Source organism: Seohaeicola nanhaiensis (genome assembly GCF_042654245.1).
Lineage (GTDB): Bacteria > Pseudomonadota > Alphaproteobacteria > Rhodobacterales > Rhodobacteraceae > Seohaeicola_A > Seohaeicola_A nanhaiensis.
Map to the genome: position 1 here is coordinate 395,848 of NZ_JBHSGI010000033.1, position 17,669 is coordinate 413,516.

17 protein-coding genes are annotated in these 17,669 nt (G+C 65.6%); 7 read left to right on the forward strand and 10 right to left on the reverse strand.

Going from position 1 to position 17,669, the window contains the following annotated elements:
• Positions 1 to 27 precede the first annotated feature (27 nt).
• On the reverse strand, positions 28 to 1,116 hold the full coding sequence (gene mutY / locus ACFO5X_RS23170) for an A/G-specific adenine glycosylase (RefSeq protein ID WP_380722038.1): 1,089 nt from the start codon (positions 1,114 to 1,116) through the stop codon (positions 28 to 30).
• An 83-nt stretch (positions 1,117 to 1,199) separates the two neighbouring features.
• Between mutY and ACFO5X_RS23175 the strand changes: the two genes are divergently transcribed.
• From ACFO5X_RS23175 to ACFO5X_RS23190, 4 genes are all read left to right on the forward strand, one after another.
• Entirely contained in the window at positions 1,200 to 1,706 is a 507-nt protein-coding gene (locus ACFO5X_RS23175) for a DUF721 domain-containing protein (protein ID WP_380722041.1), read from the forward strand.
• Between the two features lie 13 nt (positions 1,707 to 1,719).
• Positions 1,720 to 2,382 (forward strand): DsbA family protein, encoded by a 663-nt coding sequence (locus tag ACFO5X_RS23180; RefSeq protein ID WP_380722043.1) that lies wholly within the window; start codon positions 1,720 to 1,722, stop codon positions 2,380 to 2,382.
• Positions 2,379 to 3,491: a CaiB/BaiF CoA transferase family protein gene (locus ACFO5X_RS23185; protein WP_380722045.1), complete on the forward strand. Its 1,113-nt coding sequence runs from the start codon at positions 2,379 to 2,381 to the stop codon at positions 3,489 to 3,491. Before ACFO5X_RS23180 ends, ACFO5X_RS23185 begins: the two co-directional genes overlap by 4 nt.
• A gap of 313 nt (positions 3,492 to 3,804) precedes the next feature.
• On the forward strand, positions 3,805 to 4,641 hold the full coding sequence (locus ACFO5X_RS23190; RefSeq protein ID WP_380722047.1) for a hypothetical protein: 837 nt from the start codon (positions 3,805 to 3,807) through the stop codon (positions 4,639 to 4,641).
• 185 nt (positions 4,642 to 4,826) lie between these two features.
• Here ACFO5X_RS23190 and ACFO5X_RS23195 read toward each other — a convergent pair whose 3' ends face one another.
• The 8 genes from ACFO5X_RS23195 to ACFO5X_RS23230 all read right to left on the reverse strand — a co-directional run bounded on the left by ACFO5X_RS23195 (position 4,827) and on the right by ACFO5X_RS23230 (position 12,150).
• Positions 4,827 to 6,086, reverse strand: a complete 1,260-nt coding sequence (locus ACFO5X_RS23195) for a flavin-dependent oxidoreductase (RefSeq protein ID WP_380722049.1) — start codon at positions 6,084 to 6,086, stop codon at positions 4,827 to 4,829.
• 53 nt (positions 6,087 to 6,139) lie between these two features.
• A complete protein-coding gene (idi, locus tag ACFO5X_RS23200; RefSeq protein ID WP_380722051.1) occupies positions 6,140 to 6,676 on the reverse strand; it encodes an isopentenyl-diphosphate Delta-isomerase in 537 nt (178 codons plus the stop codon).
• The gene (locus ACFO5X_RS23205) at positions 6,673 to 7,086 is read right to left on the reverse strand and encodes a c-type cytochrome (protein WP_380722053.1); all 414 of its coding nucleotides are present in this window, start codon (positions 7,084 to 7,086) and stop codon (positions 6,673 to 6,675) included. Before ACFO5X_RS23205 ends, idi begins: the two co-directional genes overlap by 4 nt.
• A 62-nt stretch (positions 7,087 to 7,148) precedes the next feature.
• On the reverse strand, positions 7,149 to 8,168 hold the full coding sequence (locus ACFO5X_RS23210; protein ID WP_380722055.1) for a P1 family peptidase: 1,020 nt from the start codon (positions 8,166 to 8,168) through the stop codon (positions 7,149 to 7,151).
• 65 nt (positions 8,169 to 8,233) lie between these two features.
• Positions 8,234 to 8,653 (reverse strand): alternative ribosome rescue aminoacyl-tRNA hydrolase ArfB, encoded by a 420-nt coding sequence (gene arfB / locus ACFO5X_RS23215; protein WP_380722057.1) that lies wholly within the window; start codon positions 8,651 to 8,653, stop codon positions 8,234 to 8,236.
• A gap of 357 nt (positions 8,654 to 9,010) precedes the next feature.
• Positions 9,011 to 9,634, reverse strand: coding sequence for a queuosine precursor transporter (locus ACFO5X_RS23220; RefSeq protein ID WP_380722059.1), 624 nt, complete (start codon positions 9,632 to 9,634; stop codon positions 9,011 to 9,013).
• 96 nt (positions 9,635 to 9,730) lie between these two features.
• A complete protein-coding gene (gene mepA / locus ACFO5X_RS23225) occupies positions 9,731 to 10,603 on the reverse strand; it encodes a penicillin-insensitive murein endopeptidase (protein ID WP_380722061.1) in 873 nt (290 codons plus the stop codon).
• Complete coding sequence (locus ACFO5X_RS23230) at positions 10,600 to 12,150, reverse strand: MFS transporter (RefSeq protein WP_380722063.1); 1,551 nt, start codon at positions 12,148 to 12,150, stop codon at positions 10,600 to 10,602. Before ACFO5X_RS23230 ends, mepA begins: the two co-directional genes overlap by 4 nt.
• Here ACFO5X_RS23230 and ACFO5X_RS23235 point away from each other — a divergent pair.
• From ACFO5X_RS23235 to yaaA, 3 genes are all read left to right on the forward strand, one after another.
• On the forward strand, positions 12,085 to 12,372 hold the full coding sequence (locus tag ACFO5X_RS23235; protein WP_380722065.1) for a YggT family protein: 288 nt from the start codon (positions 12,085 to 12,087) through the stop codon (positions 12,370 to 12,372). The genes ACFO5X_RS23230 and ACFO5X_RS23235 overlap by 66 nt on opposite strands.
• Positions 12,373 to 12,470: 98 nt before the next feature.
• The gene (gene recQ / locus ACFO5X_RS23240; protein WP_380722067.1) at positions 12,471 to 14,513 is read left to right on the forward strand and encodes a DNA helicase RecQ; all 2,043 of its coding nucleotides are present in this window, start codon (positions 12,471 to 12,473) and stop codon (positions 14,511 to 14,513) included.
• 65 nt (positions 14,514 to 14,578) lie between these two features.
• On the forward strand, positions 14,579 to 15,349 hold the full coding sequence (gene yaaA, locus ACFO5X_RS23245) for a peroxide stress protein YaaA (protein ID WP_380722069.1): 771 nt from the start codon (positions 14,579 to 14,581) through the stop codon (positions 15,347 to 15,349).
• Here yaaA and ACFO5X_RS23250 read toward each other — a convergent pair.
• Positions 15,337 to 17,514 (reverse strand): response regulator, encoded by a 2,178-nt coding sequence (locus tag ACFO5X_RS23250; RefSeq protein WP_380722071.1) that lies wholly within the window; start codon positions 17,512 to 17,514, stop codon positions 15,337 to 15,339. The two genes, yaaA and ACFO5X_RS23250, sit on opposite strands and share 13 nt — an antisense overlap.
• Between the last annotated feature and the right edge of the window lie 155 nt (positions 17,515 to 17,669).

Below are 17,669 nucleotides of genomic sequence, written 5' to 3' on the forward strand. Positions count from 1 at the left end.
TGATCGCCATGTCCTATGTGTCTCTGGTTAATCCGCCCTTCCGGGACCGTGCGCTGCCCCGCTTCTCCACAGATCATAGGCCTTGCGCATCACCGTAGGAAGATCCGAGGGCCGGAAAGCGTCCTGCCCCAGGAACGCGCCCCTCTCGGGCGCGGACCCGGCCTCCACCTCGGCATGGCGCACCTGCAGGATCAGGTGAAAATGGGTGAAGGTGTGGCGCACCTCGCCCGGCAGCACCTGCCACTGTGCCGCAACCGGCGGCGCCTCTTCCACGCGCTCGCCCCAGTCCGACCCGGGCCAGCCCAGCATTCCGCCCAGCAGCCCCTTGTCCGGTCGCCGTTCCAGCAGCAGCGCCCCATCGGCCCGCCGCGCGATATAGACGCTGCCCTGCCGCACCGGCTTGGCCTTCTTCTCGGCCTTGCGCGGCAGCAGCGGCGCGGTGCCCGCCGCCCGCGCGGCGCAGGGGTCGCGCAGCGGACAGATGCCGCAGGCCGGCGAACGCGGCGTGCAGATCGTCGCGCCCAGATCCATCATCGCCTGCGCATGATCGCCCGGCCGCTGCGCCGGCGTCAGCGCGCGGGCCAGCGCATGCAGTTCGGGCTTGGCCGCCGGCAGCGGGGTGTGGATGTCATAAAGCCGCGACACCACCCGCTCCACATTGCCGTCCATCACCGTCTCCGGCCGGTCGAATGCAATGGCCGAGATCGTGGCGGCGGTATAGGGGCCGATGCCCGGCAGCGCCAACAGCGCGGCATGGTCGTCGGGAAACACCCCGCCATGCTCACCCGTCACGACACGCGCGCATTTCAGCAGGTTGCGCGCCCGCGCATAATATCCTAGCCCCGCCCATTCCCCCATCACCGCCCCGTCCTCGGCCGCCGCCAGCGCGTCGACACTGGGCCAAAGCCGGGTGAACCGGTGGAAATAGGCCGTCACCGCCGCCACCGTGGTCTGTTGCAGCATGATCTCGGACAGCCAGACCCGATAGGGATCCGGGCGCACCCCCGCCTTCCGCTCGGCCGGACCCACCCGCCATGGCAGCGCCCGCGCATGGCGGTCGTACCAGTCAAGCAGGGCCGCGCTCAGCGCGGCGGGATCGGCGGTTGCGTCACGCATTATTTATGTCCCGTGGCGGCGGTTTTGCTGGCACCCGCCAGCGTGCTCTCTACAATAGGTCAACCAGCGGCGGAATCCATCAGATGGCGCATCGTCAGTCCACGACCCGAGGCTTCAAGCGCACCGCCAGTGTGCTCGACGGCCAGATCCGCCGCGCCGGCGAAAGCCGGGGCTTCGCGGTGGCCCGGGTGCTGACCCACTGGGCCGAGATCGTCGGCGCCGACATCGCCGCCGTCGCGCGCCCGGTCAACGTGGGCTACGGGCGCGGCGGCTTCGGCGCCACGCTGACCGTCCTCACCACCGGCGCCCAGGCCCCGATGCTCGAGATGCAGAAGGAAACGATCCGCGCCAGGATCAACGCGGTCTACGGCTACAACGCCATCAGCCGCGTGCGCATCACCCAGACCGCGCCCTCCGGCTTTGCCGAGGGCCAGGCCCAGTTCGACACGCGCCAGCCCCCGCCCGAACGCCCCGAAGACCCCGTCGCCGCCCGTGAGGCCAGCCAGACGGTCGCGCCAGTGCAGGACGAGGGGCTGAGGGCGGCCCTTGAACGCCTGGGCCGCAACGTATTAAGCAACGCAAAACGCTGAAAAGGGAAACCGAATGACCCGGAAACTCGCACTGCTCGGTGCCGCCATCCTCGCTGTCGCCGTCGGCTATGTCGCCTGGACGGGCAACACGCCGGGCAGCACCGCCCTGGTGGCGCCCGCCAATGCCCAGGCCACGGATGTCGATACCTCGAGCATCGTCGAGATGTCGCTCGGCAAGGAAGATGCGCCGGTGACCATCGTGGAATACGCCTCGTTCACCTGCCCGCACTGCGCCGCCTTCCATCAGGACAACTTCAAGCGCCTGAAGGCCGACTTCATCGACACCGGCAAGGTCCGGCTGGTCTATCACGACGTCTATTTCGACAAATACGGCCTCTGGGCCTCGCTGATCGCGCGCTGCGGCGGTCCCGAGAAATTCTTCGGCATCGCCGACATGATCTACAAGACCCAGTCCACCTGGGCCCGCGCGGAAGAACCGAACGGGATCGTCGAAGAGCTCAAGAAGATCGGCCGCCTGGCCGGGCTCGAGAACGAACAGATCGACGCCTGCATCAAGGACCAGACCAAGGCCGAAACCCTGGTCGCCTGGTTCCAGAAGAACGCCGCCGCCGACCAGATCAACGCCACGCCCAGCTTCGTGATCAACGGCAAGCTGGTCAAGAACATGCCCTATGACGAATTCAAGGCGGTGATCGACGCCGAACTCGCCAAGTGAGCGCGCCGCTGGCCGGCCTGAAGGTCGTCGAACTCGCCCGCATCCTGGCCGGTCCCTGGGCCGGCCAGACATTGTCCGATCTCGGCGCCGAGGTCATCAAGGTCGAATCCCCCAACGGCGACGACACCCGCGCCTGGGGCCCGCCCTTCGTGACCCGGGGCGAGGATGTCTCGGCCGCCTATTACCACTCGACCAACCGCGGCAAGGCCTCGGTCTGCATCGACCTCGCGAGCCCCGAGGGGCAGGCGCGCGTGCGCGAGCTGGTCAAGGACGCCGATATACTGATCGAGAACTTCAAGGTCGGCGGCCTGAAGAAATACGGCCTCGACTACGACAGCCTGAAAGAGGTCAACCCCCGGCTGATCTATTGCTCGATCACCGGTTTCGGCCAGACCGGTCCCTATGCCCATCGCGCGGGCTATGACTTCATCATTCAGGGCATGTCCGGGCTGATGTCGATCACCGGTGCGCCGGAAGGCCAGCCGCAGAAGGCCGGGGTCGCGATCACCGACATCTTCACCGGGGTCTATTCGGTCACCGCCATCCTCGCCGCCCTGCACCAGCGCGAAACCACCGGCAAGGGCCAGCACATCGACATGGCGCTGCTCGACGTGGCGGTGGCGGTGACGGCCAACCAGGCGCTGAACTACCTGACCACCGGGGTCGCGCCGGGCCGCATGGGCAACGCCCACATGAACCTGACCCCCTACGAGGTCTTCGACTGCGCCGACGGCTTCATCATCATCGCCACCGGCAACGACGGGCAATACCAGCGGCTCTGCCGCCTGCTCGGACTCGAGGACATGGCCGAGGCGCCCGAGTTCCTCAAGAACAAGGACCGCATCGCCAACCGCCGCGTGATGATCGCCCGCCTGAACGGCGCCACGGCGGGGTGGAGCAAGGCCGACCTGCTGGCCGCCTGCGAAAAGCAGGGCGTGCCGGCGGGCCCGATCAACGACCTCGCCGAGGTCATGGCCGACCCCCAGGTCGTCGCCCGCGGCATGCAGATCACCCTCGACGGCGTCCCCGGCATCCGCGCCCCCTTCCGCTTCTCCGACGCCGAACTGGCCCTTCACCGCCCCGCGCCAAAGCTGGGCGAGGACGGGTAGGGGGGGCAAGTAATTACTTAAGTTGCAACGACGCCATGACTTACCTCCAAAAAATTCTCGGCGTTCGGTCTCGCCGAATTGATGTGTTTGACGCTTAAAATCTCAGGCGTTAGCGATAGAATGCGCTTGCATCGGTAGGGGCTTCAAACCCTACAAAGTTTTATGTACTGCGTTGGGAAATTTGTATGACCGGGCCGTATATGCGATCTTGACCTGGTGAGTATATTCTAACGATCAGGTCACGGAAGCGTCTTGACTGAAATTTGCGCAGCACTCTAAGGTTCAAAGGCTCTCTCGCCATTGACGAAATGCAATGCTGCTGAAACACATTCTCCTGCTTATTTTTCCGTCGCTAGTTGTGTCGGTTGCTTTAAGCTTAACCATGAAGAGAGCTCTCGGTAAGGGGCCGATCAGTAAGCTGTTTTCAGTTATCATATATAGTCTTCCACTTCTTATATCTTTGATTTTCCTACCCGCCAATGTCCAAGAGCTTCGTGGGGTAAACAATTTTTGGTCTGACTGCTTAAATGTGTTCGCCGAGCAAGATTCAAAGATAAATGCTACAAAAATTTGCTTTGATGCACTTTTGGGGCCAGACGGGAACATACCTCAAACAAGTCAGCAACCGAATTGGAAGATTTCCACGGGTCCTGCATCAGGTGATTGGGACCTGGGCGACTATGTTTTGTCATCGTCGGAGCCTGTAGTGTCGTTTCTCTGCGGGGATAAGATGTTGGAAATCTTCATCCAGTTCAGTCGCAAAGAAAAGGAGTATTTTCAACTGTCCACTCAAGTCGGCACGCTGTTTTATACTACATATAGGGTGTTTTTTGTTTTTGAGCACGGATTGAGCTTGGAATTGCCTATGGAGATTGATCGCAGCTCTCGCGGTGACAGGGTGGGATTCAGGCTTGTTAGACTGCCCGGGGGTAAACGGGTCGGCCGTATTTCGGATGAGGTTATTCAACGCATCGTAGAAGGAAGGGACTTCCACATCGCCATTTCGAAAGATGGAGCGTTATGGCGGCAGGAACAGATCATTGATGCCGCAGGTTTTGCCGTAGCCTGGAAAATGGCCAATGTTTCAAACTCGGAGCGACAATTGATGAGAGGGTCTTCGGTCCAGTGCAACAAGTTTGTCAAGACTTAACGGCGACGAGGTTCGGGCCGAAGACTTATCGGCCAATGGGGTGAGGGAAATCTGATGCTCTCCTGTAGGAGTAACTAAAGTCTCCGCCTCAAAATGATATGCCAGACAGTCACTAAAGGAAATGCAAGTGATTCTAATGTTTTGATCGCCATCCCGGCTAGGATGCTTCTACCGGAACAGCCCCCTCACCCCATCCTCGCCCCCGCCGGAATCAACGCCGGCCGGGCGTTCAGCGCCTCGATCGAGAATCCCGCGATCGACTTGTATTTCGCCGAATGCGCGGCAAGGTCCGCATGCGGGATCACCTCGTTGATGTCCTCATACATCCCCCCGCACAGGTCCTCGACCCGCTGCAGCACCCCGTCCGGCCCGCCGCCCTTGCGGTTGGCCCCGGTGATCGCGGTCGTGACGGGCCGCACCTCGGCCTCGTAGGCCTCGAAGGCCTGCGGCACCGGCCCATGCGCCAGCAGCTTCGCCCCGATCACCCGGGCATCGACAATCGCCTGGCTCGCCCCGTTCGACCCCACGGGATACATCGGATGCGCCGCGTCCCCCATCAGCGTCACCCGGCCCTCGGTCCAGCGCTCCAGCGGATCGCGGTCGATCATCGGATACTCGAAAATCTCGGCCGCCCCCGTGATCAGCGCCGGAACGTCGATCCAGTCGAACCGCCAGTCGTTGAAATCCGGCAGGATGTCCGCCGCCGCCACCGTCCGGTTCCACTCCTGCCGCCGCCAGCCGCCGGTGGTGTCGAACCGCTTTTCCGCAATCCAATTGATCGTCGCGATATTCGTCTCGGGATCCGGATCGCTGATCGGATAGGCGACCACCCGCAGCGAGTCGTGGCCGATCATCACCATCGCCCCGCCGCCGAAATAGGCGTCCGCAGGCGTGGTCGCACGCCACAGCACCTGTCCGTTCCAGATCGGCTCGCCCTCGTCCGGCACCATCTGCGCCCGGATTGCCGAGCGTATGCCATCCGCCGCGATCAGCAGATCGCCCGTGATCTGCCGGCCGTCGGCGAGGGTCACCTCGACCCCGGCCTCGCCCTGCGCAAACCCGGCCACCCGCGCGCCGGTCTCGATGCACTCCGCCCCGGCCCGCGCCACCAGGTCGCGGTAAAGCATCATCTGCAATGCGCCCCGGTGCACCGAATACTGCGGCCAGGCATAGCCCGCCCACTGGCCGCGCGGCTCTTCCCAGATCAGCAGACCGTGCTTGGTATGAAACCCGATCTGCCGCGTCCGCACGCCGATCCGCTCCAGCCCGTCCTTCAGCCCCAGATCATAAAGCTCGCGCACCGCATTGGGCTGCAGGTTGATCCCGACCCCCAGCGGCCGGATCTCGGCCGCGCTTTCGAAGATGCGGAAGGGCACGCCGATCTGATGCAGTGTCAGGCCCATGGTCAGCCCGGCGATCCCGCCGCCGGCAATCAATATGGTCATAGGATGATCCCCCCGGTCCGACTAAAAGCAGCCCGTGCGCGCGGGTGCAAGCCTCAGCCGGCGGCGAAGGCGGGTCCAAAGATGGCGTCGGCATGGTCGGCCAGATAGATCCGCAACCAGGGCGTGAAACGTTCGGGCCACTGCGCCACTTCGGCGTGGAGCGCATCGTGAGAGACCCAGCGCGTTTCCATCACCTCTGCCGGATCCGGCGCCAGGCGCAGCTCGGGCCCCGCCTCGGCAAGGAAGACGTCGACCACCTCGTGTTCGATCATCCCGTTGCCGACCTCGGCCCGGTATTCCAGGTGGTGGCGATGTTCGCAGGTCAGCCCTCGGATGCCCAGCTCCTGCGCCAGCCGGCGGCGGGCGCAGTCCGCTGCGCTCTCGCCCCAATGCGGGTGGGTGCAGCAGGTGTTCGCCCAGAGGCCCGGGGTGTGATACTTCCCCAGGGCCCGGCGTTGCAGCAACATGGCCCCGTCGCGCAGCACGAAAACGGAAACCGCCTTGTGCCGCAGCCCCCTGACATGTGCATCCAGCTTGTCCGCCGGCGTCAGGACGCCGTCGATCCAGGCGGGGATGAACGCCGCTGTCACTTTGCGCTGACGCTGACGAGATAGGCGTAGATGTCCTCGCCGCCCGACTTCAGCTTGAAGGTCATCTTGGCCTTGGCCTTGCTGTTGCCGGTATGCTCTTTCAGAAAGCCGGTCGGGTCATGGGTGTAGGCCGCGAAGGTTTCCTCGTCCCAGACGAGGCCGGCTTCGCCCGCCGCAACCAGATCGGCACCGTATTTGAATCCCTCGACGCTGCCAGCCTTGCGGCCTGCCACGCCCCAGAGGTTCGGGCCCGTCTTGCCGCCCTTCTGGATCACCTCGCCCGAATCCGAAACCACCTCGTGGCAGGACCGGCACTTGTTGAATTCCTTCTCGCCCTTGGCGGCGTCGCCTTCGGCCAGGGCAGGGGCGGCGACAAGGGCGGCGATCAGAGTGGCGGCGATACGGGACATTCGGCTTCTCCAACTGTGGCGTTGGGTTGGTTCTAGCGCAGTCCGGGGGGTGTTTCCAACGGTCACTTTGCCGCGCGGTCGGACCAGCAGGGCAGAAGGTCGCCGGGTTCGGGCCGGGCAAGATAGGCCGCGCGGGCGATGGCGCGGGCCAGGCAAAGCGCGGCGGCATGGCCGATCAGCGACAGCGCGCGCGGGTCTTCGGCGTCGACCTTCCGCGCGCCGGTGGCGAGCGAAAAGACCAGATCGCCATCGGTCGGTGTATGGGCCGGCACGATGGCGCGGGCGATTCCGTCATGGGCGGCAACCGCCATGCGCTGGCACTCGGCCTTGGTCAGGGTGGCGTCTGTGGCGACGATGGCGATGGTGGTATTCGCGCGCTCTCCCGCCTGACCGCGCATGGCCCGCATCTTGCGGCTGTCCATGTCGCGGCCGAGGCCCCCTTTGGGGTCAGGACCCAGTCCGCCGAATTCATCGCCGATCTCGAAGGGCGCGGCCCAGAAGTGCCGATCGCCCGGCGTGGTCAGCGCGCCCACCGGATTGGCGGCAACCAGCGCCCCCACCGTCACGCCATTGTCCAGCACCAGCGAGGCGGACCCCAGCCCACCCTTGACCATGGCGCTCAGCGCCCCGGTCCCGGCGCCGGCGGTGCCAAGTTCGAAATCCTCGTCCAGCGCCTCGAAGGCGGCGCGTCCCAGCGCGCGATAGGGGTTCTCGGCCCAGTCCTTCTGCCCGCCGTTCAGCAGGTCGAAGAGAATCGCGCCCGGAACCAGCGGGATCACCGCCTCACCCACGCGAAAGCCGCGCCCGCGCGCCCGCAGCCCGTCGACCACGCCGGAACAGGCGTCCAGCCCATAGGCCGATCCGCCCGACAGCACCAGGGCATCGACCGCCGCCACCGATTTGTCGGGGGCGAGCAGGTCGGTCTCTCGCGTGCCGGGCGCTCCGCCCATCACGTGCACCGAGGCGACAAAGGGCGTGTCCGCAGACAACACGGTGACGCCCGATTTCAAGGCGGTGTCCGAAGCGTTTCCGACCTTCAGTCCGGCCACGTCGGTGATCAGGTTTTTTGCGCCCGGTGTCATGCTCATCCCCTCACAAAGGCCGCCGCAGGGCGTTCCGAAAACGCCCGCGATGCTGCAAGGCCTTCCTAGGGGTCGCGCACCTTGCTGCGCAAGGCCTTGATTTCACCGCGTTGTGTCTTGCCGTCCAGCCGCCGCCGGATCGAGCCCTTGGTGGGCTTGGTGGCGATCCGCCGCTTGGGGGCGACCAGCGCGCGCGCGATCAGTTCGGCAAGCCGCTCGCGGGCGATCTCGCGGTTGCGCGCCTGGCTGCGGGTGCTGTCGACCTGCAGCACCAGCGCGCCGTCCTGCGTCCAGCGGCGCCCCGCCAGCCGCTTCAGCCGCGCCTTGACCGCGGGCGGCAGGCTGGGCGAGCGCTCGGCCTCGAATCGCAACTCGACCGCGGTCGAGACCTTGTTGACGTTCTGCCCGCCCGGGCCCGAGGCGCGCATGAAGCTTTCGGTCAGCTCCCAGTCCTGAATCGCGACGGTATCGGAAATATGCAGCATGACGGTAAGATAGCGCGACCCGGGGCGGTCAAAAAGGGCCGCCCGAATGTTCGGACGGCCCTTATCGAAAGTTCTTAGGAGGAAGGTCGGTTAGACCTTAAGTGGTCAGAGCGGGCGAATTTGCCGCCTGGGGTTGCCTCAGACGGCCACCTCCCGATCTGTTCCGACACCTTGCTCCAATACCTTTCTCGACACTGGATCACCTCCTTTTCTGTTGTTGCCAATACCTTCGATGCTCGCATGTTTCCGTTAACGGTCAATTGATTTTTTTGGGGCCGCCGGAAAAGCGCTCTTCCGTTGCCGAAAATCTGCACAAATCTTGTGCGGTTTAACCCTGTGGAAACCTCGCGGCCCGGCTCAGACCGCCGCCGGACGCAGCCGCTTGACGATCAGGCGGAAGGGCACCAGCGCAATCAGGGCGAGGCCCAGCTTGACCGACCAGTCCGCCACGGCCAGCGACACCCACAGCGGCACCATCGGTCCGACCCCCAGCAGGGGCAGCGTCTCGTTTGCCCAGGCGACATCGTTGGCCGGCTCGATCCACGACAGCCCGGCGGAAAAGGCGATCGAGAAGAACAGCGCGGTGTCGAGCGTCGCCCCCACCAGCGTCGAGACCAGCGGCGCGCGCCACCAGGCGCCATCGCGCAGGGCCGAAAAGACCGCGACGTCCATCATCTGCGCCACCAGGAAGGCGGTCCCCGATCCAATGGCGATCCGCAGGGTCACCAGCGGCCCGAACTCCCCGACGATCTGGGTGCCGATCAGCGAACAGACGACGCCCACCGCAAAACCGGCGGCGACGACCCGCCGCGCCGGCCCGGCGCCATAGAGGCGGTTCATCAGGTCGGTGACGAGAAAGGCAAAGGGATAGGTGAACGCGCCCCAGGTCAGCCATTGGCCGAACAGGAACTGGACGAGGATGTTCGAGGCCACGACGATGGCGGCCATGGCAAGAATGCCGGGAAGATAGGTTCGGTTCATGACGAATGCCCGTTTTTGACAAGGTTGCGGCGACTTGGCCCGCCAGACCGGCGGGCGACGCGGCATCTAGACCGTCACGGGCTTCGGCGCAAGGCCTCAGTCGGCGCGCAGCACGCCCGCGCATTGCTTGGGCAGGTCGGCCAGGACGTATTCGCGCCGCGGCTTGGGCTTGGGCGCGTTCGGGTCGCGCTTTCGCGGCGGCGGCGGGTTCAGGATGTCGTTGACCCATTTCTGCGCGTCGTCACAGCCGTCGCCTGCGGGCGGCGGATCCTGATCGACGCAGCCACGCATCCCGCGCGGGCAGGCAAGGCGGACGTGGAAATGGAAATTGTGCTTCCACCAGGGCCGGATCTTGCGCAGCCAGCTGCGATCGCCCCTCTCGTCATTGCACATCTGCAGCTTGATCCCGGCCGAGACGAAGATGCGCGCGACACGCGGATCCGAGGCCGCGGCCTTCAGGATCTGGTGATGGGCCGAGCTCCAGTTGCGATTGGTATAGGCTTCCTTGTTCTGCGTGACATCGATGGACGATAGCCCCTCGCGCTCCTGCCGCGACAGGTCGACCCGCGCGGCCGGCAGCATCCAGATATCGGCGTCCAGCCCCAGCTGATGGCTGGCATGGCCCGACACCATCGGCCCGCCGCGCGGCTGGCTGATGTCGCCGATGTACAGCCCGCGCCAGCCCGGTTGGCGGGCGGCAAAGGCGCTCAGATCCTGGATGAACGAGATCATCACCGGATTTCCCCAGTTGCGGTTGCGCGACAGCCGCATCGCCTGCCAGGTCGGACCCGTCTCGGGCAGCTGCATCGCCCCGGCCATGCACCCCTTGGAATAGCTGCCATAGGCCGCCGGTTGCTGCCGCGAGGGCGTGGACTTCGCCCCGAAGAGCTGCTTGGCTAGGGGCTCGGCCTGGGCGGGGAGTGCGAGCGACAGGGACAAAAGGCAGGCAGCGAGTCGGGCAAGGTTCATGAGGCGCGGTCTCCTTCCGGTTTCACCCAGACTAGCAGGATCAGGCCGATTGCAAAAAGCCCGATCACCGGCGACACGCCGATGCGCGTGCTGCCGCTCATCGTTGTCACCAGCGCGATCAGCGACGGCGCAAGGAATGCGGTGGCGCGGCCCGACAGCCCGTAAAGCCCGAAATGCTCGGTCGGCAGGGCCGGGTCGGTGTGGCGCACCATCATCGACCGGCTGGACGATTGCAGGACGCCGCCCATGCCGCCGATCAGGGCGCCGCAGCCGAAGAAGATGGCGTCCGGCAGCTTGGAGCCTTCGGCAAAGGGGATGCCCAGAAGCTGTTCGCGCGACATACCCACGATCACGGTGCAGACCGCCATGAGGATGAAGATCGAGACAATGATCACGCGTTTCGGCCCCCACCGGGTCTCCAGCCTGCCCCCCGCCCAGGAGAACAGCGCCGACGAGATCAAGGCAACGATCCCGAAGATGCCGATGGCGGTCAGCTGCCACTCCAGCACCAGCGCCGCATAGGTGCCGCCAAAGGCGTACAAACCATTTAGCGCGTCGCGATAGAACATGGACGACCCGAGATAGGCCGCCAGGCTGCCCCGGTGCCGCAGTCTGGCGATCGAGCCGACGACGGAATGCAGCGCCTTGGCCAGCGTCGCACGCTGACCGGTGCGCGGGCGGTCGCGGTACCACAGGAAATAGGGGATCATGAAGACCGCATACCACAGCGACGAAAATGGCCCGACGCTGCGCGTGCCTTCGCGCTCCGCCGCGTCCAGGCCGAAAATCGGGTCGATCCCGATCAGCGTCTTGCCACTGCTCTGCTCGACAAACAGCAGCAGCATCACAATCAGCGAGACCAACCCGCCCAGATAGCCGAAGGCAAACCCCGAGCCGGAAATCTGCCCCACCTCTTCCGCCGTCCCAAGGTCGGGCAATTGGCCGTTAATGAAGATCAGCGCATATTCCGCACCGATGAAGCCGATCACGAAGCAGGCGAGCATGGGCCACAGCGTCGCGCCATCCGGCGTGGTCCACCACAGCGCCCCGGACCCGGCGACATACATAAGCGAAAACGCCACCATCCAGGGCATGCGCCGTCCAGAGATGTCCGCCATCGCCCCGATGAACGGCGCGCCGATGCCGATGATCAGCCCGGCAACCAGCATCCCCACGGCCCAGGTGCTTTGCGCCTGCGCCTTGGCGGCCTCTTCGGCCATCCCCGCGGCGATGAACCGCTCCGCCGCGACGGCGGCGAAATAGGGGCCGAAGACGAAGGTGACGAGCAGCGTGTGATAGGGCTGGCTGGCCCAATCAAAGAACCACCAACCCCAGATGCGCTTTTTCTGCGAGAGTTCCGCCATGCCCGGCCCCTTGTTTTGCCGCGATAAGACAGGGGATCGTCGCAGCAGGCAAGCGCACACTTGCCCTTTTTCCGAAGCGGTCTTAGGTGAAGAGGCGCGCGGAAAAGGAAGATGACCATGCAGTCCCTTTATCAGATCCTGATGCTGATCCTCGACGTGGTGTGGTTCTTCGTGATCGCCCATGTGATCATGAGCTGGCTGATTTCCTTCCAGGTGCTGAACCTGCGGCAGCAGTTCGTGGCCCAGGTCTGGTACATGCTGCAACGCATCCTCGAACCGCTCTACGGCCCGGTCCGGCGCATCCTGCCGCCAATGCAGGGCCTCGACCTTGCGCCGCTGGTCGTCCTGCTGGCGATCATCGCGCTGCGCATCGTCCTGACGAACAACGCGGCCGCCTTCTACTAGATTTGCGCGGCACGGGGCCTTGTTCACCAAATCTTAGTGTGTGAAACTGCTCCCTGCAGAGCAGACACATAAAAAACGATTTGAAGGCCCGCCCGGACATGCCCGACCCGCAGGCGCTGTTGCGCGATGTTTTCGGATTCGACGGGTTCCGGCCCGGCCAGGAAGAGATCGTCAGCGCCGTCACATCGGGCCACAACGTGCTGGCCATCATGCCGACGGGCGGCGGCAAATCGCTCTGCTTCCAGTTGCCCGCGATGCTGCGCGAAGGCGTCACCGTCGTGATCTCTCCGCTGATCGCCCTGATGCGCGACCAGGTGCGCGGCCTGCAAGAGGCGGGGGTCTGCGCCGGCGCCCTGACCTCGGGGAACACGCCCGAGGAAACCGAGGCGGTCTGGCAGGCGCTGGAACGGCGCGACCTGAAACTGCTCTATCTCGCGCCGGAACGATTGGCAGGTTCGGGCGCGGTGTCGATGCTCAGGCGAATTGGCGTCTCGCTGATCGCGGTGGACGAGGCGCATTGCGTCAGCCAGTGGGGCCACGACTTCCGCCCCGATTATCTGCGCATCGGCGAACTGCGGCGCGCGCTGAACGTGCCGCTGGCCGCCTTCACGGCCACGGCCGATCAGGAAACCCGCGTCGAGATCGTGCAGAAGCTGTTCGACGGCGCGGCGCCGGAAACCTTCCTGCACGGCTTCGACCGGCCCAACATCCACCTCGCCTTTGCCGCCAAGAACAATCCGCGCGCGCAAATCCTGTCCTACGCGGCCGCCCGGCGCGGCCAGTCCGGCATCGTCTATTGTGGCACCCGCGCCAAGACCGAGGCGCTGGCCAAAGCGCTGGGCGACGAGGGCCATAACGCCTGCGCCTATCACGGTGGGATGGAGGCCGAGGACCGCCGCATCGTCGAAACCCGCTTTGCCCGCGAGGATGGCCTGATCGTGGTCGCCACCGTCGCCTTTGGCATGGGCGTGGACAAGCCCGACATCCGCTGGGTCGCCCATGCCGATCTGCCCAAGTCGATCGAGGCCTATTACCAGGAAATCGGCCGCGCCGGTCGTGACGGCGCCCCGGCCGAGACGATGACCCTCTTCGGCCCCGACGACATTCGCCTGCGCCGCAGCCAGATCGACGAGGGCCTCGCCCCGCCGGAACGCCGCGCCGCCGATCACGGCCGGCTGAACGCGCTATTGGGTCTGGCCGAGGCGCTGACCTGCCGCCGCCAGGTCCTGCTTGGCTATTTCGGCGAAACCGCGGCGCCCTGCGGCCATTGCGACCTCTGCGAGACCCCGCCCGAAACCTTCGATGGCACCACCGCCGTCCGCATGGCCCTCTCGGCGATCCTGCGGACGGAAGAATGGTTCGGCGCCGGCCACCTGATCGACATTCTCACGGGCAGCACCACCGAGAAGATCCGCGCCCGGGGCCACGACCAACTGCCGACCTTCGGCGTCGGCAAGGACTATGACAAGCGCCAGTGGGGCGCGATCTTCCGCCAGATGATGGGTCACGACCTTGTGCGCCCCGACCCGGACCGCCACGGTGCGCTGCGGATGACCGAGGCTGCCCGCCCGATTCTGCGCGGCGAGGCGTCAATCACCCTGGGCAAGGAGGCGATCTCCCGCGCGGCGACCCGCACTCCGGCGGTCAAGGCGATGGTCTCGGACGAGGACGCGCCGCTGCTGTCCGCGCTCAAGGCCAAGCGCCGCGCCCTGGCCGAGGCCGCACGGGTGCCGGCCTATGTCATCTTTCCCGACCGCACGCTCGTCGAAATGGCCGAACAGCGCCCCGCGACGCTGGACCAGATGGCGCGGATCGGCGGCGTCGGCGCCAAGAAACTGGAACGCTACGGCGCGACCTTCCTCGAAGTGATCACCGGCGCGACCGAACTCATGCATCCGGTGCGCCGCAAGCTGGCGGGCCGCGACGCCGGCGCGGTCTTCGACCGCCTGCTGGCGGTGCAGGCCGAACTCACCCGCGGCGCCGATGGGATCGACCGCCCGATGAGCTGCTCTGCTTCGGAACTCGCGAAGGTGGCGCAACTGGGGCAGGGCGACAGCCGGGCGCTGGAGCGGCTGCTGGGCCAGCGACGCGCCGAACGCTTCGGCGCGGCCTTTCTCGACGTGTTGAACGAGGCGCGCTGAGGCAGGCGCCGGTTGAAGCCCGGCCGCGGGCAGGCTAAGCCCGCCGGGGCAGAAGGAGAGCGACGATGTTGGTGGTGATTTCGCCGGCCAAGCGGCTGGACTGGTCGGAACGCGACGTGGCCATGACCGAACCCGCATTCGCCGAAGACGCGGTGCGGCTGGCCAAAACCGCCCGGAACCTGACGCTGGGGGGCCTGCAATCCCTGATGGACCTCAGCCCCGACCTTGCCCGTCTGAACCGGGACCGCTTCCGCGACTTTGCCGAGGCACCCGGGGCCGAGGCCCTGCGCCCGGCCGCGCTGGCCTTTGCCGGCGACACCTACCAGGGCCTCGACGCCGCCTCGCTAGACACCGACGAGATGGCCTGGGCGCAAGACCACCTGCGCATTCTCTCGGGCCTCTACGGTGTTCTGCGGCCGCTCGATGCGATCCAGGCCTACCGGCTGGAAATGGGCAGCCGCCTGAAAACCCGGCGCGGCGCAAACCTCTACGACTATTGGCGCGACGGCCCGGCCAAAGCCCTGCGCGCCCAGGCCGAAGCGGTGGGAACCTCGGTGCTGGTGAACTGCGCCAGCCAGGAATATTTTGGGGCGGTCGATCTGAAGGCGCTGAAACTCAAGGTGATCACCCCGGTCTTCCTGGAAGACAAGGAAAGCAAGGCCAGCGTCGTCAGCTTCTTCGCCAAGCGCGCGCGCGGCGCGATGGCGCGCTATGTCGTCCAGCACCGCTTGACCGATCCCGAGGCGCTCGCCGATTTCGACAGCGGCGGGTATGCCTACGATCCCGCGCAATCGACCCCCGACCGCCCGGTTTTCCTGCGCCCCTACGCGTCCTGATCACAGGGGCAGGGCGGCTCCACATCTGCCGGCGCGGCCTGCGCGATCAACTCCATGATCGCAGCCTTGCGCAAAGGCTTGGTCAGGAAATGGTCCACCCCGGCCTCCAGAATCGTCTGCTCCTCGTCTTCCAGCGCATGGGCGGTCAGCGCGACAATCGGCACGTGACCGCCCGTTTCCGCCTCGATCCGCCGGATTTCGCGGGTCGCGGCCTTGCCGTCGACCTTCGGCATCGAGATGTCCATGAAAATCAGGTCGGGCCGCAATGCCGCAAAGGCCTCCACCGCTTCCTGCCCGTTGCCGGCGAATGTCAGGTCGATCCGGCAGGATTTCAGCATCTTGGCCAGAACCAGCTGATTGGTGCGGTTGTCCTCGGCCGCCAGCACTCGCATCGTCCGCGGCGGGATCGGCGCGGCGGCGTCCTGGGTCTCGGGGCCGGCCGCACCGATATCCGTCAGCCGCGCGAACAGCAGCGAACGCGGATAGGGATAGGGCAGCAGTCCCTGCACCGCATCGAAGGCCGGATCCGCCTGCGCGCTGAGCGGGTTCGACGAGACGAGCAGGATCGGCAGATCGTTCCAGCCCTTGGCCCGCACCGTCTCGGCCAGTTCCAGGCCGTCCATGCCGGACATGGCGTGCTGGGTGACGATCAGGTCGATGTCTTCCGCCAGCCGGTCCAGCGCCAGCGCCCCGCTGGCGACGGCTGTCACCTGAAATCCGAGCTGCGTCAGCTGCCGGGCCATGATCTCGCGGCCGGCATGCTGGCCCGCCACGACAAGCGCGTGACGCAGCGTGGGACGCAAGAGCGGGGGCGGATCGGCTGCGACGTCCGGCGCCGGCAGGCTGATCCGAAAGCCAAAGCACGACCCCTTGCCTTCGCTGCTTTCGACCCAGACGGTGCCGCCCATCAAAGCGATCAGCCGCTTGCTGATGGCCAGTCCCAGGCCGGTCCCCTCGAACTCGCGCGACCGGGCGTCGTCGGCCTGATTGAACTCGCCGAAGATGTGGTCGATCTTGTCGGCCGCGATGCCGATGCCGGTGTCCTCGATCGCGACGTGGATGTCGCAGAGGCCCGTCTCGCGGTCCAGCACCCCGGTCACACGGATCAGCACGTGCCCTTCCCGGGTGAACTTGACGGCATTGCCGGCGAGATTTGTCAGTATCTGCCGGATGCGCCCGGGATCGCCCAGAAAGCGGGTCGGCAGAAACAGGTCATAGTCGATCAGGATCGTCAGCCCCTTGTCGCGCGCCGTCGCCTGCAGCAGCAGGACAACCTCGTGCACGCAGCGTTCCAAATCGAACTCGGCCGGGTGAAGAACCAGCTTGTCGGCCTCGATCTTCGAATAGTCGAGAACGTCGTTGATGATCACCAGCAGCGCCTCGCCCGAACTCTTGATCGTGCTGGCATACAGCGCCTGTTCCTCGTCCAGCGGCGTGTCGAGCAGCAGCTCCGCCATGCCGACAACCCCGTTCATCGGCGTGCGGATTTCGTGGCTCATGTTCGCCAGAAAAGCCGATTTCGCCCGGTTGGCCATCTCGGCCCTTTCGCGGGCGGCCCTGAGGTTTTTTTCGTAGGTCACGCTGGCGGTGATGTTCAGCGCCAGGCTCACCACGTCGCCGCCCTGACCGCGCTGGTCGATAAGCCGGATGTATTCGCCGTTCCACCAGCGCAGCACGATGGGTTGCGGGTTGGGTGCCAGCCAGCGCTCGGTCATCATCGCGCGCCAGTCGGCCGGGGCCAGATCGCCGGTGTCGACCAGCCCTTCGTCGGTCAGCAGTTGCAGGATGCGGGCATAGGACACGCCCGGCACCACCTCCTCCAGACCGTCGAAGGCGGCGACATAGGCGGTGTTGGCGCAGATCATCAGCCCGTCGATGTCGAAAAAGGCGAAACCGTCCTGGATCGTCTGGATCGAATGCCACAACCGGCGCTCCGCGATCTCGACCTTCTGGTGTGCGACGGTCAGGTCGGATTTCACCCGTTCGTTCTCGTCGCGAACGGTGGCGACTTCGGCCTGCGTCTCGCCGATCTGCCGGGTCAGGGCCAGCGCATGGCGGCCCAGCTTGCGATTCGCGGCCGAGAGCTCGGCCTGCTTCAGTTCCAGCAGCCGTTCGGCCGCCAGCCGGGCGCGACGCTCCTCGGCGAGTTTGTTGGCAAGGCTCATGGAACCGAGGCTCCCCCGACTGGTCGTCCATACCGCGCGGCGGCTGTGACCCACCTTCTCCATAGGCGGTAAACAACCGCTTAAGTTGTGTCCAACCGGAGAAGGTGTTGCCAGCCGTCAGCGCCTTGTGCGACCCTGCATCGCATCGGCAGGAG

What these genes read in the sequence shown, in the direction of transcription:
- mutY (WP_380722038.1), bottom strand. Translation starts at nt 1,116, where the DNA reads ATGCGTGACGCAACCGCCGATCCCGCCGCGCTGAGCGCGGCCCTGCTT.
- ACFO5X_RS23175 (WP_380722041.1), top strand. Translation starts at nt 1,200, where the DNA reads ATGGCGCATCGTCAGTCCACGACCCGAGGCTTCAAGCGCACCGCCAGT.
- ACFO5X_RS23180 (WP_380722043.1), top strand. Translation starts at nt 1,720, where the DNA reads ATGACCCGGAAACTCGCACTGCTCGGTGCCGCCATCCTCGCTGTCGCC.
- ACFO5X_RS23190 (WP_380722047.1), top strand. Translation starts at nt 3,805, where the DNA reads ATGCTGCTGAAACACATTCTCCTGCTTATTTTTCCGTCGCTAGTTGTG.
- ACFO5X_RS23195 (WP_380722049.1), bottom strand. Translation starts at nt 6,086, where the DNA reads ATGACCATATTGATTGCCGGCGGCGGGATCGCCGGGCTGACCATGGGC.
- ACFO5X_RS23205 (WP_380722053.1), bottom strand. Translation starts at nt 7,086, where the DNA reads ATGTCCCGTATCGCCGCCACTCTGATCGCCGCCCTTGTCGCCGCCCCT.
- ACFO5X_RS23210 (WP_380722055.1), bottom strand. Translation starts at nt 8,168, where the DNA reads ATGACACCGGGCGCAAAAAACCTGATCACCGACGTGGCCGGACTGAAG.
- arfB (WP_380722057.1), bottom strand. Translation starts at nt 8,653, where the DNA reads ATGCTGCATATTTCCGATACCGTCGCGATTCAGGACTGGGAGCTGACC.
- ACFO5X_RS23220 (WP_380722059.1), bottom strand. Translation starts at nt 9,634, where the DNA reads ATGAACCGAACCTATCTTCCCGGCATTCTTGCCATGGCCGCCATCGTC.
- mepA (WP_380722061.1), bottom strand. Translation starts at nt 10,603, where the DNA reads ATGAACCTTGCCCGACTCGCTGCCTGCCTTTTGTCCCTGTCGCTCGCA.
- ACFO5X_RS23235 (WP_380722065.1), top strand. Translation starts at nt 12,085, where the DNA reads ATGCAGTCCCTTTATCAGATCCTGATGCTGATCCTCGACGTGGTGTGG.
- ACFO5X_RS23230 (WP_380722063.1), bottom strand. Translation starts at nt 12,150, where the DNA reads ATGGGCGATCACGAAGAACCACACCACGTCGAGGATCAGCATCAGGAT.
- recQ (WP_380722067.1), top strand. Translation starts at nt 12,471, where the DNA reads ATGCCCGACCCGCAGGCGCTGTTGCGCGATGTTTTCGGATTCGACGGG.
- yaaA (WP_380722069.1), top strand. Translation starts at nt 14,579, where the DNA reads ATGTTGGTGGTGATTTCGCCGGCCAAGCGGCTGGACTGGTCGGAACGC.
- ACFO5X_RS23250 (WP_380722071.1), bottom strand. Translation starts at nt 17,514, where the DNA reads ATGAGCCTTGCCAACAAACTCGCCGAGGAGCGTCGCGCCCGGCTGGCG.